This window comes from Halosimplex halophilum (assembly GCF_004698125.1).
GTDB lineage: Archaea > Halobacteriota > Halobacteria > Halobacteriales > Haloarculaceae > Halosimplex > Halosimplex halophilum.
Genome location: NZ_ML214298.1, coordinates 901,388 through 916,238, shown reverse-complemented (window position 1 = coordinate 916,238; position 14,851 = coordinate 901,388). Strand labels below are relative to the sequence as shown.

General features: G+C 68.4%; 10 protein-coding genes. 1 reads left to right on the top strand and 9 read right to left on the bottom strand.

Annotated features, from left to right (window positions below):
* Positions 1 to 547: 547 nt before the first annotated feature.
* Positions 548 to 3,121, top strand: a complete 2,574-nt coding sequence (locus E3328_RS15530) for an alpha-L-arabinofuranosidase (RefSeq protein WP_209452212.1) — start codon at positions 548 to 550, stop codon at positions 3,119 to 3,121.
* A gap of 138 nt (positions 3,122 to 3,259) precedes the next feature.
* Here the strand turns inward: E3328_RS15530 and E3328_RS15525 are convergent, their stop codons facing one another.
* The 9 genes from E3328_RS15525 to E3328_RS15480 all read right to left on the bottom strand — a co-directional run bounded on the left by E3328_RS15525 (position 3,260) and on the right by E3328_RS15480 (position 14,796).
* The gene (locus tag E3328_RS15525) at positions 3,260 to 5,173 is read right to left on the bottom strand and encodes a glycoside hydrolase family 127 protein (RefSeq protein ID WP_135365525.1); all 1,914 of its coding nucleotides are present in this window, start codon (positions 5,171 to 5,173) and stop codon (positions 3,260 to 3,262) included.
* Positions 5,174 to 5,352: 179 nt separating this feature from the next.
* The gene (locus E3328_RS15520) at positions 5,353 to 5,568 is read right to left on the bottom strand and encodes a hypothetical protein (RefSeq protein ID WP_135365524.1); all 216 of its coding nucleotides are present in this window, start codon (positions 5,566 to 5,568) and stop codon (positions 5,353 to 5,355) included.
* Positions 5,569 to 5,679: 111 nt separating this feature from the next.
* The gene (locus E3328_RS15515) at positions 5,680 to 6,780 is read right to left on the bottom strand and encodes an ABC transporter ATP-binding protein (protein WP_135365523.1); all 1,101 of its coding nucleotides are present in this window, start codon (positions 6,778 to 6,780) and stop codon (positions 5,680 to 5,682) included.
* Positions 6,773 to 7,822, bottom strand: a complete 1,050-nt coding sequence (locus E3328_RS15510; protein WP_135365522.1) for an ABC transporter ATP-binding protein — start codon at positions 7,820 to 7,822, stop codon at positions 6,773 to 6,775. The genes E3328_RS15515 and E3328_RS15510 overlap by 8 nt, the downstream gene beginning before the upstream one ends.
* Before the next feature lie 2 nt (positions 7,823 to 7,824).
* The gene (locus E3328_RS15505) at positions 7,825 to 8,811 is read right to left on the bottom strand and encodes an ABC transporter permease (protein ID WP_135365521.1); all 987 of its coding nucleotides are present in this window, start codon (positions 8,809 to 8,811) and stop codon (positions 7,825 to 7,827) included.
* Position 8,812: 1 nt separating this feature from the next.
* Positions 8,813 to 9,823 carry an ABC transporter permease gene (locus E3328_RS15500; protein WP_135365520.1) on the bottom strand — a complete coding sequence of 337 codons (1,011 nt, stop codon included), beginning with the start codon at positions 9,821 to 9,823 and terminating at the stop codon, positions 8,813 to 8,815.
* Positions 9,824 to 9,893: 70 nt separating this feature from the next.
* Positions 9,894 to 11,678 carry an ABC transporter substrate-binding protein gene (locus E3328_RS15495; RefSeq protein WP_209452210.1) on the bottom strand — a complete coding sequence of 595 codons (1,785 nt, stop codon included), beginning with the start codon at positions 11,676 to 11,678 and terminating at the stop codon, positions 9,894 to 9,896.
* Positions 11,679 to 12,292: 614 nt separating this feature from the next.
* Positions 12,293 to 13,789 (bottom strand): alpha-N-arabinofuranosidase, encoded by a 1,497-nt coding sequence (locus E3328_RS15485; RefSeq protein ID WP_135365517.1) that lies wholly within the window; start codon positions 13,787 to 13,789, stop codon positions 12,293 to 12,295.
* 137 nt (positions 13,790 to 13,926) lie between these two features.
* Positions 13,927 to 14,796 carry a fumarylacetoacetate hydrolase family protein gene (locus E3328_RS15480; protein ID WP_135365516.1) on the bottom strand — a complete coding sequence of 290 codons (870 nt, stop codon included), beginning with the start codon at positions 14,794 to 14,796 and terminating at the stop codon, positions 13,927 to 13,929.
* Positions 14,797 to 14,851: the final 55 nt, after the last annotated feature.

Genomic DNA, 14,851 nt, shown 5'->3' with positions numbered 1-14,851 from the left:
GAAACGGCGGCTACAGTCTGTGGTCTATTGCGGAGTTGTCGGCTTCCTCCCCGGCCTACTCGTGTCGTCCTTCCGACCGGCGTCGGAAGTCCTCGCTCCTTGAGGCCGGAGGCTCCGCCTCGAAACCGCTGAGTTCTCCGCCGCCCGCTCCCCGATCCAGTCGCCCGTGACGGTTCGACGCGCCTTTCCGCGGCCCGAATTACCATATCTCAGTGTATAATCTACAGCTGGTACTAGCGGACGAGCGTGCGGCCGACGCGACTGTCGTCGGTCAGCGGTCGAGAGAGGGGAGAGAGGCCAGTGTGGCAGGCGATCCGTGACGCATGGTTGTTGTACCGGTGTGGGGATGTCGTCCTACGAGGGGACGTAGGGGTGGTTCGGTCTGACAGTGGTCGGTACGCGCCTGCCGGGATGGACTGGACCCGGATAGTACTTATATTTATCCTAGTGAAGATTATACTTCGGGAGGACGCGGCCGGATGGCGAGTCGGATAAATAATATTTATTCCATAATAGTTTTGTATGGTGTTTACTATGTGCGAGCCGTATGGGTAGCGATCCCGAGGCTCGCGGACGGGCGAGTAGCGACGGCAACGAATCGAGCGGTCTGTCGCGGCGGCGGTTCGTGGCGCTGCAGGCGGCGGTGGTGGCCGGGGCCGGGACGGGGTCGGTGGCGAGCGCGTCGTCGACGGAGGGGGGCGGCACCGACGCGACCGTCGCCGGCACCGTCACCGTGGACCCGGACGACCGGACGGAGGAGGCGGTCTCCGAGGGGCTGTTCGGCCGACTCTCCGAGCACTACGAGTCGGGGACGATCTATCCGGGCGTGTACTCCGAACACGTCAAGAACCCCGCGTTCTACCCGCGGTCGTGGTCCGAGGACGACTACTTCGGACCGCGGACGTTCTACCCCGGGTCGGAGATCGAGCGCGCGGACGGGATCCCGTTCCCCTGGGAGCCCGTCGGCGGCGACGGCGTCGCCTTCGAGCAGCGGGCGGGCGGCGTCGCGGCCGTCGACACGACCGACTACCAGCGGGTCGTCTTCGACGGCGACCGGGGGGGCATCTCACAGAAGATCGTCCTCCCGGACTTCCGGACCCACGGCTATGACCTCTCGGTGTCGGTCCGCGGCGACGGCCCCGACACCGTCCGGGCCGCGCTGACGACCCTCGACGGGGAACAGCTGGCGGCGACCGACCTGGACGCGACCGGCGAGTGGACGCGCCATGAGGTCGGCCTCGAACTCGACGCGGCCAGCGGCGACCAGTACGTCGCCGGCGGCACCAACGTCGACACCCCCTACGGCAAGTACGTCCTGGAGTTCACCGCGGAGGGGGAGGGCCACGTCGACATCGACTGGGTGAACCTCGCCGCCGACGACGCGGTCCGCGGGAAGTTCAACCCCAACACGGTCGAGTTGATGCGCGAGCAGGACACCACCTGGCTGAAGTGGCCCGGCGGCAACTTCACCAGCCAGTACAACTGGCGCGACGGGGTCGGCCCGAAGTCGGAGCGACCGGTGCGGTTCAACCACGCCTGGGGCGGCATCGACCCCAACTACTTCGGGACGGCCGAGTACCTCGAACTCTGCGAGGTGGCCGACCTCACGCCGCGCATCACGGTCGGCTGGTGGGACAACCCGCCCGAGTGGGCCTCGGAGCGGCAGATCCTGCCGGAGGACGCCGCCGACTGGGTCGAGTACGTCAACGGCTCGACGGACACCGAGATGGGCGCCCTGCGGGCCGAGCACGGCTACGAGGAGCCCTGGGACGTGACCCACTGGGAGGTCGGCAACGAGGTGTGGGGCCCCTGGCAGCGCGGGTCGACGGGGGACCCCTCCGAGTACGCCAGCGGCTCCGACGAGCGGGTCGGGTTCACCACCTACTACGACGCGATGACGGCCGTCGACGACGACATCGTGGTCTACGCCGACGCGATGGACCCGGGCTACGACGAGGCCAACACTCCCGACCCCGACGCCTGGAACGGCACGCTGTTCGACGAGGCGGGCGACCGCCTCGACGGCGTCGACCTCCACCGCTACAACTGGGGCATCGAGAGCCAGGAGGCCCGCGACGAGTGGTACGAGCGCAACGGCGCCGGCCCCATCGACTACAACGAGGCCCTGGTGATGTTCCCGACCCAGTTCGGCCGGCTGATGGCGGACCTGAGCGGGAAGGCCGCCGACGCGGGCATCGACGACTTCCGGGTCAACGTCGGCGAGTACGGCCTGTTCCCGACGGTCGACGCCGGCGCGCCCTACCCCGGGCCGGAGACGATGCCCGGCGGGTCGTACATCGCGGGGATGCTCAACGCCTTCATCCGCCGCAGCGACACCGTCAAGGAGGCCTCCCAGACGTGGTGGCCGGTGCGGATGTTCCCGCCGGCCGACGAGGAGGCCCCGCCGGACCCGAACCCGCTCGCGCCCGCGGGGACCGTCACCGCCCTCTACGGCGCGGTGTTCGACGGTCACTCGGAGTGGCACGCCGCCGACGTGAGTATCGACGGCGACTCGCGGACCATCCCCGAGACCGGCCCGCGCGTCGACCGCATGGAGGACGTGCCCTACGTCGACGCCGCCGGGATAGTAAATCGTCGCGGACAGGAGCTGGCCGTCTTCCTCACGAACCGCAACCTCCGGGAGTCCGCCGGGGCGACCGTCGAGGTCGGCGACCGCTACGCCGGCAGCTCCGTCGAGGTGGTCGCGGTCGTCCCGACCGCCGACGAGCGGCCGCTCCCCCACGCGTTCACCACCTCGTGGTCGACGCCGGACAACTACGTCGCCGAGACGACGGTCGAGACCGTCGGCGACGACGGGACGCTCTCGCTCGACCTCCCCCCGGCGGCGGTCGTCCGGTGTTACGTCGACAACGACCGCGGTCAGCCGGACAGAGTCGGCGACGACGGCGTCTGGCACGGCATCGAGGTCGCGCCCGACGGCGAACCCTACCACGAGGACTTCTGCGGCGGCGGCCACGAGCGCGGCGGTCCCGGGAACGGCAACGGCCGTGGGAACGGCAGCGGGAACGGCAACGGCCGTGAGAACGGCAGCGGGAACGGCAACAACGGCAACAACGGAAACGGCGATGACGAGAGCGGCGAAGAAGCCGACGGCGACTGAGCGCGCCTTCGGTCGGTTTCGGTCGGCCCCCGGTCCCGGGGCGCGGGTTCAGGCCCGGCGGTGCCAGACCGCCATCGCGCCCGGGGCGCGGGTTCAGGCCCGGCGGTGCCAGACCGCCATCGCGCCCGGGGCGCGGGTTCAGGCCCGGCGGTGCCAGACCGCCATCGCGCCCGGGGCGCGGTTGTCCCAGGCGTAGTACGGGACCAGTTCGAGACCCGTTTTCTCCCGGTCGGTTTCACCCACCGGGCGATACAGTTCCCCGTCCCACCCGTCGAGGTCCGGCACCGTCGCGTCCGCTTCGAGGACGGTCACGCCGCCGAGCCGGTCGGCGTCGTGGCTCGCCTCGATCGCCCCGGTCTCGTCGACGGCGTAGTGGTGCAGCGGCCGCTCGTTGTCGACGGCCTCGGCGCAGTAGACCAGCGGGCCGCGCTCGACGGCCAGCCGGCCGGCGTCGGCCTCGACCGCGGGGTGGGCCGCGACGAACTCGGCCTCCTGCTCCAGGGTCAGCTCGACCCGTTCGCCGTCCCAGTCGCGCTCCAGCCGGACGAACCCGGACCCGTCGTGGTCGACTTTCTCGCCGTCGACGGTGACCGTCGCCTCGCCGGCCCACTCGGGGATCCGGAGGGTGACCGGGACCGTCCCGTCGGCCTCGATATCGAGCGTCACCGCGCCGTCCCACGGGAGGGCGCTCTCCTGGTCGAGTTCGACGGCGGTCCCGTCGACCGTCGTCGAGAGGTGGCTGCCGACGTACTGGGTGACGTACAGCTCGCCGCCGGCCGTCGAGTAGACGTACTGGCCCAGCGAGGCGAACAGCCGGGCGGCGTTGGGCGGACAGCAGGCGCAGGTGAACCAGCCGCTGCGGTGGTGGTCGCCGTCGCTGGCGAGGGGGTTGACGTAGAAGAACTCCTCGCCGTCCATCCCGACGCCGGCGAGGAAGCCGTTGTACAGCGTGCGCTCGACCAGGTCGGCGTAGGCGGGGTCGGGGTCGAGTTCGAACAGCCGCTGGGTCCAGAAGACGCTCCCGACGGCGGCGCAGGTCTCGGCGTAGGCCGACTTGTTGGGCAGGTCGTAGTCCTCGGTGAACCCCTCGTGTCGGTGGGCCGACCCGATCCCGCCGGTGACGTACATCCGCTTCTCGGTCATGTTGGCCCACAGCCGGTCCAGCGCCGCGCGCAGCTCCGCGTCGTCGCGCTCGGCGAGCAGGTCGGCGACGCCGGCGTAGAGGTACGCCGCTCGCACCGAGTGGCCCTCAACGGCCTCCTGCTCGCGGACGGGGGCCTGCGCCTGGGCGTACGTGCCGACGTACTCGCCATCGTCGTCGAGCAGGAGGCTCCCGCCGCCCTCGGCTGGGATGAGCGCCCCGTCGTCCCACGAGGCCCCGCCGATCTCGTCGGAGTGTTCGAGTTCCCACTGCAGCCGGTCGTCGTGGCCCCGGAGGCCGACGAAGTACTGCGCGCGGTCGAGGTATCGCTCCTCGTCCGTGACGCGGTAGAGCCGCACCAGGGCGAGTTCGATCCCCTCGTGGCCGGGGACGCCGTCGACCTCGTCGCCGAACGTGTCGTCGATGTGGTCGGCGAAGGCGACGGCCACGTCGAGCAGGGAGGTCTCGCCGGTGGCCTCGTGGTGGGCGACGGCCGCCTCGATCAGGTGGCCGGCGCAGTACAGCTCGTGCATGATGTTGAGGTTCGTCCACCGGTTGTCGGGCTCGACGAGCTGGAAGTACGTGTTGATGTAGCCCGAGTCCTCCTGGGCGCGGGCGACCAGGTCGATCACCTCGTCGACCCGCTCGCGCAGGTCGGGGTCGTCGGCCTTCGCGAGCTCGTAGCTCGCCGCCTCGAGCCACTTGTAGGCGTCGCTGTCCTGGAACCACATCCCCTGGAAGCCGCCCGACTTCCCGTCGATGGCCCGGCGGAAGTTCTCCAGGGTCCCCGACTCCTCCAGTTGCTCGTACTGGTACTCGATGGTCACCTCGCGGTTGCGCTCGATCCACGGCGACCAGAACGGGTCGTCGACGGTCACCTCGTCGACGCCGACGGTGTACTGGCTGGGCATGAGAGTACCGGGGGTTGCGCCAGCGGGAGCATAACGCTACTGGTCGGACCGGGGACGGTCGCCACCTCGATATCGCCGGACGGGTGGTCGACCGCGGCCGACGGGCGACGACGGCCGGTTCGGGGGCCGTGACCGCCCGGTTCACATCGTGAAACGCGGTCCGTCGCGTCGGCGGGCGTTCACTCCTCGTCGAGGATCGGGGCCAGAGGGTCGACCCCGAGGTAGAGGCCGGCCACGGCGACCAGGACGATGACGGCCTGGACGACCAGCGCGAGGACGGTGATGACGTAGTCGGCGGTCCCCGGCTCCTGCAGGACGAACAGGCCGGTCGTGAGCACCAGCAGTGTCAGGCCGACGGCGAGCAGCGCCCGGAAGATCCCCTCGCTCGCGTTCATCGTCCCTCTCTTTCGCGCTGTGCGGTAAAGAACTACTGGACGGGCCTCGGGGCGGAGCGCCACCGGGCGACGATAGGCGGCTAGGAAAACGGTCCCGGAAGCGGCGGGTCGTCAGTCCGCCGCGGACTCGCCGGTCCCGGTCCGGTCGTCCTCGTCGGAGAGTTCGGGGCTCGACCAGTAGTCGTGGTCGTCGTAGGCCCGGTAGCAGGCCACGTCGTGGCCGTCCCCGAGGTCGACGGCGTCGGGCATCTCGCCGGTGCAGGCCTCGCGGGCCTCCGGACAGCGGGTGTGGAACTTGCAGCCGGCGGGCGGGTTGCGCGGGTCGGGTACGTCGATCTTCCGCAGCGGCGAGGCGCCCCCGTCGTCGGCCTTCGGGTTCAGGTTCGGCGTCGCCCACATCAGCGCCTTCGTGTAGGGGTGCTGGGGGTTCTCCAGCACCTCGTCGATCGGGCCGAGCTCGACGAGCTCGCCGAGGTACATGATGCCGATGCGGCCGTCGGCCTTGCCGGCGATGTAGCTGGCGTTCGAGAGGTTGTGGCTGATAAAGAGGAAGGAGGTGTCGAACGTGTCCTGCAGGTCGAGCATCAGGTCCATCATGTCGATCCGCAGGGACACGTCGAGCGCAGAGACGGCCTCGTCGGCGAGGATGAGGTCGGGGTTCATCAGCAGCGCGCGGATGAGTGCGACGCGCTGCTGTTCCCCGCCCGACAGCTGGTGGGGGAACCGCTTGGCGTAGTCCTCCGGCGGCTCCATGCCGACCCGCGAGAGCATCTCGTGGATGCGCTCGCGGCGCTCGAAGGTGTCCATCTCCCCGTGGCGCAGTTTCAGCGGCGCCTCCAGCGTGTGCTGGACCGTCTTGTTCGGGTTCAGCGACGAGCCGGGGTCCTGGTGGATGATCTGCAGGGACTGGCGGATCTCCTCGAAGGGGATGTCCACGTCGCCCTCGCCGTCGTTGGCCTTCCAGACGTCCTGGCCCTTGTACTTGACCTGTCCGCCGGTGGGCCGCTGGGTGCCGATGGCGGTCTTGCCCAGCGTGGTCTTGCCGCAGCCGGACTCGCCGACCAGGGCGACCACGTCGTTGTCGGGGATCTCCAGCGAGACGCCGTCGACGGCCTTGACGACGTCGGGGTCGTCTCCCCACGGCAGGATCGTCGAGTCGGACTCGAAGTGGACCTCGACGTCCTCCAGGGCGACGACGGGTTCGTCACTCATCGATGGTCACCTCCTGGAGCGTCAGGGGCACCTCGTCGTCGACGCGGTCGACGTAGTGGCAGGCGGCCGCGTGGCCGTCCCCGCCGTCGCTGTCCAGCGGCGGGTCCTCGCGGACGCAGGTGTCGTCGGCCAGCGGACAGCGCGGGTGGTACGAACACCCCTCGGGGACGTTCACCGGGTCCGGGGCCGATCCCTCGATCGGCCGCATCTCCTCGCGCGGCGTGTCGAGGTTCGGCGTCGCGTTCAGCAGCGCCCTGGTGTAGGGGTGTTTCGCCCCCGTCAGCACGTCGTCGGCGGGGCCGACCTCGACGAACTCGAAGGCGTACAGCACGGCGAGGCGGTCGGCGAGGTTCGCGACCAGCGGCAGGTCGTGCGTGATGAAGACGATGGTCAGATCGCGGTCGTCGGCGATCTCCCGGATGAGCTCGATGATGGAGCGCTGCATCAGCAGGTCCAGCGCGGCCGTCGGCTCGTCCATCACGAGCACCTCCGGTTCGAGCACGAGCGCCAGCGCGATAAGCGCCCGCTGGCTCATCCCGCCGGACAGCTCGTGGGGGTGGGAGCCGAGCACCTGGTCGGCCTCCAGGTACAGGTCCGAGAGGAGGTCCCGGGCCCGCTCCATCCCCTCCTCGACGTCGTAGTCGTGGATCGAGAGCGTCTCGCGGAAGTGGTCCTCGACGGTCATCGTGGGGTTGAACGAGCTCATCGCCCCCTGGAACACCATGGCGATCTGCCGCCAGCGGATGTCCTTGATGTCGGTCTCGTCACGGTCCAGCAGGTCGATCCGGCGGCCGTCCTTCGGGTCGAAGCTGATGTCGCCGGTCAGGACGCCGGGGTCGACGACCGCGTCGAGCAGCGCCGAGGCGAACATCGACTTGCCCGAGCCGGACTCGCCGACGACGCCGAGGATCTCCCCGCGCTCGATGTCCATGTCGACGCGGTCGAGCACGCGGGACTCACCGCGGTCCATGTCGAACGAGACCGAGACATCGCGCACTTGGAATATCGGGTCGCTGACTGCGGCGGTGTGGGTCTGTTGCATCGTCATTCTTGGTAGGGAGCGGTGTCGTCTTCGACGGTCTCGGCGTGGCGCGCCCGGATACGCGGGTTGAACAGCTTCTCGGTGCCCTGTGCGAACAGGACGAACCCGAACGAGAGGCCGACGATGGCGAACATCGGGATGAGCAGCCAGTGGAGCACGTCCAGCGAGTAGATGGCGCCATCGTTGTAGGCGTTGTTGAGTGCGATCCCCCAGTTCTCGTGCGTGCTTCCGAGCAGCCCGAGGTAGAACAGCGCGACGGACCCGAATATCACGTTGCGCGCGGAGTTGACGAAGTTGATCAGGACGTACGGCATGATGTTCGGGATGATGTCGTCGACGAGGATCCGCCGGGTCGGCGCACCCATGATCCGGGAGGCCTCGACGTAGGAGTGGTCGCGCAGCGACAGCACCTGCGAGCGGATCGACCGGGCCAGCCCCGCCCACGCGTTGATGGTGATGATGATCCCGATCACCGCGGGGTTGGTCGGTTCGAACACCGCGGTCAGCAGGATGATCAGCGGCAGCCCGGGGATCGTCATCGCGATGTCGGTGAACACCGTCAGGATCCGGTCGACGGCCCCGCCCTTGTAGCCGGAGACGGTCCCGATGGCCGTCGCCAGGACCGTCGAGAACACCGCGCCGGCGGCGATCATCTGGAGCATCGGCGGCGTGGCGTGGACCGTCGACGACAGCAGGCTCTCGCCGAGGTTGTTCGTCCCGAGCGGGACCGACCAGTCCTGGAACGGGGGGACGTACCGGTCGCCCTGCCCCTGAGTCGGCGGGTCGACCAGTGTGACGCCGACAGTGCCCATCAGGAGGTAGAACGCGATGATGATAGACCCGACCTGGGTGCGCCAGTCGTCCCAGGCGACCCGGATCGGCGTGAGCACGGCCATGTCGATCCACTCGCGGTAGATGTCCGCCTGCGAGGCGCCCTGCCCGCCGGCCGCCCCGTCGGACTGACTGAACGAGGAGTTCTGCTCGGCCATGTCAGTACGCCTCCCGGGAGCCCTGGTCCTCGATGCGGGGGTCGATCATGCTGTAGGTGAGGTCGGCGATGAGGATGCAGATCAGCACCGCCAGCGCGATGATGAGGAACCCGCCCATCATCAGCGGGTAGTCACCCGTGTTGATCGCCGACAGCAGGTAGTACCCCAGCCCCTCGTAGGCGAAGATCTCCTCGAGGATGACCGACCCGCCGAACATGAACCCGATGGCGATCATGAAGTTCGTGTACATCGGGAGGACGGCGTTGCGGCCGACGTAGCGGGTCGCGATCCGCCTGCCGGGGACCCCCCGCAGGTGAGCCACCCGGATGTAGTCCTCGCCGATCTCCTGGACCGCGTTGCCCCGCATCGTGATGGCGACGCCGCCGAACCCGGTGACGACCAGCGACACGATGGGGAGGATTGCGTGGCGCAGGGCGCTGACGATGAACTCGAGGTTCATCCCGGGGTCGAGCCCGGACGCGTAGCGGCCGGACTGGGGGAGCATCCCCAGCTGGATCGAGATGACGTACACGAAGAGGATCGCGGCGACGTAGTACGGCACCGAGTTCAGGAACATCGAGACGATGGTCGAACCGTTGTCGAAGCGGGTCCCCTCGAGGTACGCCATGACCGCCCCCAGGACGATCCCGATCCCGAAGGTCAACAGGATCGAGACGGACAGCAGGAAGATCGTCCACGGCGCGGCGCCGAGGATGATATCCGACACCGGCTTGTTGTACCAGATCGACTGTCCCAGGTCCCCCTGCAGGACGCTCGTGAGGTAGTTGAAGTACTGGACATGTAGCGGCGTCGACGGGTCGATGTTCGTGTACGACTCGACGAGTGAGTTGATCTCACTCATACTGATCTCGTCCGAGCCGCCGCTGCGCATCACCTGCGCCCTGATGAAGTCGGCCGGCCCGCCCGGGATCGACCGCACCAGCGCGAACGTGACGGTGACCACAGCCACGAACGTGACGAACGCCTGTGCCACCCGTTTGGCTACGTACATCGATTATCGAAAATGGTGGTATGAGATGTCATAACTGTTTCGCTCGATACGTCGTGAGGGAGTGGCGACCTCAGGCGGACTTGGCCTGGAGTTCACCCAGTCGCGGGAGCCACCACAGCGGGAACTTCGCCTGGTAGACGGGGTCGTCCGTCGGCGGGATCTCCCAGTTGTCGGTGCGGTACCAGGTGGCGTCGTTGATCTCGTGGATCTGCAGCATCGGCAGCGTCTGGTTGGTGATCCACGCGAGCTGGTCGGTCAGCTCCTGGTAGCGGTCGCCGCGGGCGACCAGCAGCTCCGACTGCAGTTCCGTGACATCGTGCTCCTGGAGTTCGCCGTCGGGCTCGCCGACCGGCGGAGCCATCACGCTGGTCGGGTCGATCCCGAGGAAGTTCACGTCGACGTTGTAGTACTGGTCCCAGACGTAGTAGGGACTGGACCGCTGGAGCGTCCAGCCGGTCGCGGCCACCTTGTAGTTGTTCGCGAGGTAGTGGTCCGACCAGTACGAGGCCGCCTCGATGGTCTGCATCGAGGCGTCGATGCCCTCGCTGGAGAGGTTGTCGGCGAACGTCTGGTAGAGGGGGTGCCAGTCGTTGTAGGTCGGCACCTTGATCGTGAACTCGAAGGGGTCGCCGTTGGGCTTGTACCACGTGCCGTCGTCCTTCTGGTAGCCCTCCTCGCGGAGCAGCCGCCGGCCGCGCTCGGGGTTGCGGTAGCGGTGGAGCGTGTCGGCCATCTCGTCGGAGACCTTGTTCCGCCAGCGGTCGCTCTGCTCGTTCTGGCCGTTGATGTTGCCGACGAGACCGCTCGGCGCTTCGACGGGCTGGCCCCAGCGACCGTAGTTGTTGGCCGCGGCCCCGCGGTCGACGAACTCGGAGATCGCCTGCCGGACCCGGACGTTGCCGAAGTCCTCGTCGTTGTGGTTGAACGGCAGCGACTGGCCCCACAGGGCCGGCAGCGACGCCGACTCCATGGCGTCGGGGACGTTCTCGAACACCGACTGGGGCGGGTTGTAGTTGCGGAAGGCGTCGACCTCCATCCCGACCAGGACGCTCGCGGTGTCGGTCGACACCTTCTCCAGGTCCCAGTAGTCCCAGTTGATGTTGTCGGCGTCCGGGTGGTGCTCGTACTTCTCCATCCGGAGGCGGCTGCTGGAGATGTCCGACACCTGGAAGGGGCCGTTGCCGTGCGGTTCCTCGAAGGCGTCGCCCCGGAGGTCGGTGCGGACGCTGTCGGTCTCCGACGCCGTCGTCGCGTCCTCCCAGCGCTCGACGTAGTCCCTGTACTTGCGCCAGGGCGTGTCGATCTGGTAGTAGTTCAGGCCGTCGTCGAACAGATCCCGGGCGATCGTCCCGTCGAGCGCGAGTTCGATGGACCTGTCGCCGGCGCGGTTGATGTCCGTCCACAGCCGCCCGAGGGTCCCGTTCGTGACGGTGTCGGTCACGAACTTCGCGTAGAGGTCGTCGGCGTTGACCGGGTCGCCGGGGTCGCCGTTGTGCCAGGTGAGCCCCTCGCGGACCTGCAGGGTGGCCGTCTCGCCCTCGAACTCCGTGACCTCCAGCGCGTAGGGCGTGATCTCCTCGTTGGCGATGTTGTAGCGCTGGAACCAGTCGACCTGCATGTCGTGGCTGAACGGCGTGGTCAGGTTGAGCGGGTTGAACTGGTAGTTGGTCGGGTTGACGGTGACGCCCTCGGTCATGGCGTTGTCCGCCGGCTGGAAGTCGCCGCCGGCGGTCCCGTCGCCGCCGTCGCCGCCGTCGCCGCCGTCGCCGCCGCCGTCGCCGCCGTCGCCACCGTCGCCGCCGTCACCACCGCTGTCATTCGACGAACACCCCGCGAGTGCGAGGGCACCACCCATCGCACCCGCGCGGAGAACGTGCCGTCGCGACACCCGTCGACGCTTCGCTGCATTTCCCGTTGGCTTGCCATCAGATGGCATGGGCTATCGTACCGAATTAATCATACATAAATCCATCGGTGACCGGGAGCGCAGGCCCGCTCTCGACCGCCGATCCGGCCCGACGTGTCGGATCGCCCACAGGATCCCGACCGACCGTCATACGATAGTGTACCGGCGTTCCGAAAACGGGTGTTTTTGTTCATCATACCGGGACTGTGGTTCGAGATCCGACCCCCACGTCGGGCCCCGATCGCTACCGCGCGCCCCGGTCGGATACCGTCGGCCGAGTCGGCGCTGGGTGGCCGACCGGCTCGCTGCCGGGTCGACGACGGACCTCCGTCGAACGGGGTGGGAGGGGGTCACCGGGTAGAGGGGGAGTCGTCACCGGGTAGAGGGGAAGCCGTCACCGGGTGGACAGCGGAGTCGTCGGCGACCGCACCGTCGGCTCTGCGGCCGGCGGACCGGAAGAACGGTAGCAAACAGCGGTCGCCCGGACGGACCGACAACGGGAGAGCCCCGCGACCACCGGGAGAACCGCTCGGCGGCGGGACCGCTCGGCGACCGAAGCGGCGTTACTCGACGGAGATGCCGGCGACCGTGCCCGGCTCGAGTTCCGCAGTGACGGTACCGTCGCCGTCGACGCTCACGTCGAGGTCCTCGGCGGCGAAGGCCTCGGCGTTGTCGGCGTCGACGACCAGGTCCGGCTCCTGGCCCTCGAAGAGGACCTGCGCGTCGACGTCGTCGCCCGTCGCGTCCTCGACGGTGAACTCGACGGTGTGGGCCGCGCGGGTGTCGAGGTTCGTCGCGGTGACGTACACCTCGCCGTCGTCGTCGACGGAGGCCGACGCCCCCACGAGCGGCAGTTCGTCGTCGTCGACCTCGCGGGTCGGCGTCTCGATGGACGTGGTGACGGCCTCGTTGCCCTTGTGGGGGGCGTAGAGGTCGTAGACGCGGTAGGTGGGCCGCTTGAAGGCGTCGTCGCCGTCGGTCTCGACGAGGCACTGGAGCACGTTGACCGTCTGGGCGATGTTGGACATCGTCATCACGTCGGCGTGGTCGTTGAAGATGTCGAGCACCGCGGCGGCAGACAGCGCGTCCAGCACCGTGCCGGGCTGTTCGAGGCCGGTCCCGCCCTGGGCCTCGGGGTGCCAGGCGCCCCACTCGTCGATGATGACGCCGATGTCACGCGTCGTCGAGAAGGCGTTGATCGCGGAGGCGAGCCGCTCGATGTGGTGGTCCATCTCCAGGGCCTCGAGGAAGAACTCGTCGTAGTCCTCGGCGTCGGCCTCGTCGACGGACATCGTGCGGCCGTAGTAGTGGTGCAGGGTCAGGTGGTCGAGCGGGAACTCGACGCCCCACTTGGGGTCGGCGACCTCCTCCATGAAGCGGTGGTTCCACTCGTGGTTCTCGAACCCGCAGGCGACCAGTTCGAGGTCGTGGTCGAGCATGTGGGCGCTCTGGGTGCCGACGTAGGTGGCGAACCGGCGGTACTCGCGGGCGTACTGCTCGGGGGACATCTGGCCGCCACAGCCCCAGTTCTCGTTGCCCAGCCCCCAGTATTTCACCCCGTAGGGCTCCTCGCGGCCGTTCGCGCGGCGGCGGTCGGCCAGTTCGGTGTCGCCGTCGTAGTTGGTGTACTCGACCCAGTTGGCGGCCTCCTGGGGGTCGCCGGAGCCGACGTTGGCGGCGAGGTACGGCTCGGTGCCGACCCGCTCGCAGAACTCCAGGAACTCGTCGGTGCCGAAGCGGTTGGACTCCTCGGGGATCATCTCGCGGCCCTGCCCCCAGAAGAGGTTGCGGCGGCGCGGGCGGTCCTCGGCGGGGCCGACCCCGTCCTCCCAGTGGTAGTCGTCGGCGAAACAGCCGCCCGGCCACCGCAGGACGGGCATCTCCAGCTCCGCGAGCAGTTCGACCACGTCCTCCCGGAAGCCGTCCTCGTCGACGGAGTCGTCCGTGTAGATGCCGTCGTAGATACAGCGTCCGAGGTGTTCCGCGAAGTGGCCGTGGAGTTCGGGTTCGACCCGGTCGATACCTGCCTCTGTGTGAACCGTGACGTGGGCGTTCGCCATGCAGTCGTATGCTATCCGATAGCGGTATTATAAAACGATCGGTCGGTAGGGCCGGCCGGAACCCCGCGTCGTCCGGCGATGCGTCTCGCTCCGGGTCGATGCGTCCTCCGAGCTGGCGGGCGAAGTCCGCCGCTCGCCTACAGCTGTTCGACGGTGTTGGTGAGGACGCCGATGTCCTCGATCTCGATGCGGATCACGTCGTCCTCCTCGAGGGACACGTCGTCCGGGACCATGATCGAGGTGCCGGTCAGCAGGACGCTCGCCTCGGGGACCTCGTTGTAGCGGGTGTAGTAGTCGACCAGTTCCTCGCAGGTCCGTACCAGCTCGTCGGTCGAGGTCCCCTCCTCGAAGACCGTCTCGCCGTCGCGCTCGATCGACATGTGCATCTCCAGGTCGAGCGGGTCGCCGACGGTCTCGCCGGTGGCGATGCAGGGGCCGATGGCGCAGTTCTTGGCGTAGATCTTGCTCTGGGGCAGATAGAGGAGGTTCTCCCGCTCGATCGAGCGGCTACACATGTCGTTGCCGACGGTGAAGCCGACGATCTCCTCGTCGTAGAGGACGATCGTCATCTCGGGTTCGGGGGCGTCCCAGTCGGAGTCGCCGCGGATCCCGACGCGGTCGTTCGGGCCGACGGTCCGGCTGGGCGTCGCCTTGAAGTACACCTCCGGGCGTTCGCCCTCGTAGGCCTCCAGGTAGGACTCGGCGAGTCCCCCCTCCTCCTGGCGGGCCTCCTGGCTGATGGAGTAGGTGACGCCGGCCGCCCACACCTCGTCGGGGTCCAGCGGCCGGACGAGGTGGTCCTCGACCGCCGCGAGTTCGACCGTCGGCGCCTCGTCGACGAGCCCCCGCGCCACGTCGTCGACGGTCCCGTCGGTCAGCGACGCCGCCGACGCGAGTTCGAGAAACGACGTCGGCCCCGCCTCTGTCTCCGAGAGGTCGTACGCCGCCGAGTCGTCTGCCGCGATCAGCGATATGGATCCGCCTCGCTCGCTGCGGTAGTAACGCATACAGCCCCATCGTGAGCTAGCCAATATAAAATTTGCCATCGCATCGATTTCACGT

Coding starts and splice junctions, on each gene's coding strand:
- E3328_RS15530 (WP_209452212.1), top strand. CDS start 548: ATGGGTAGCGATCCCGAGGCTCGCGGACGGGCGAGTAGCGACGGCAAC.
- E3328_RS15525 (WP_135365525.1), bottom strand. CDS start 5,173: ATGCCCAGCCAGTACACCGTCGGCGTCGACGAGGTGACCGTCGACGAC.
- E3328_RS15520 (WP_135365524.1), bottom strand. CDS start 5,568: ATGAACGCGAGCGAGGGGATCTTCCGGGCGCTGCTCGCCGTCGGCCTG.
- E3328_RS15515 (WP_135365523.1), bottom strand. CDS start 6,780: ATGAGTGACGAACCCGTCGTCGCCCTGGAGGACGTCGAGGTCCACTTC.
- E3328_RS15510 (WP_135365522.1), bottom strand. CDS start 7,822: ATGCAACAGACCCACACCGCCGCAGTCAGCGACCCGATATTCCAAGTG.
- E3328_RS15505 (WP_135365521.1), bottom strand. CDS start 8,811: ATGGCCGAGCAGAACTCCTCGTTCAGTCAGTCCGACGGGGCGGCCGGC.
- E3328_RS15500 (WP_135365520.1), bottom strand. CDS start 9,823: ATGTACGTAGCCAAACGGGTGGCACAGGCGTTCGTCACGTTCGTGGCT.
- E3328_RS15495 (WP_209452210.1), bottom strand. CDS start 11,678: ATGGGTGGTGCCCTCGCACTCGCGGGGTGTTCGTCGAATGACAGCGGT.
- E3328_RS15485 (WP_135365517.1), bottom strand. CDS start 13,789: ATGGCGAACGCCCACGTCACGGTTCACACAGAGGCAGGTATCGACCGG.
- E3328_RS15480 (WP_135365516.1), bottom strand. CDS start 14,796: ATGCGTTACTACCGCAGCGAGCGAGGCGGATCCATATCGCTGATCGCG.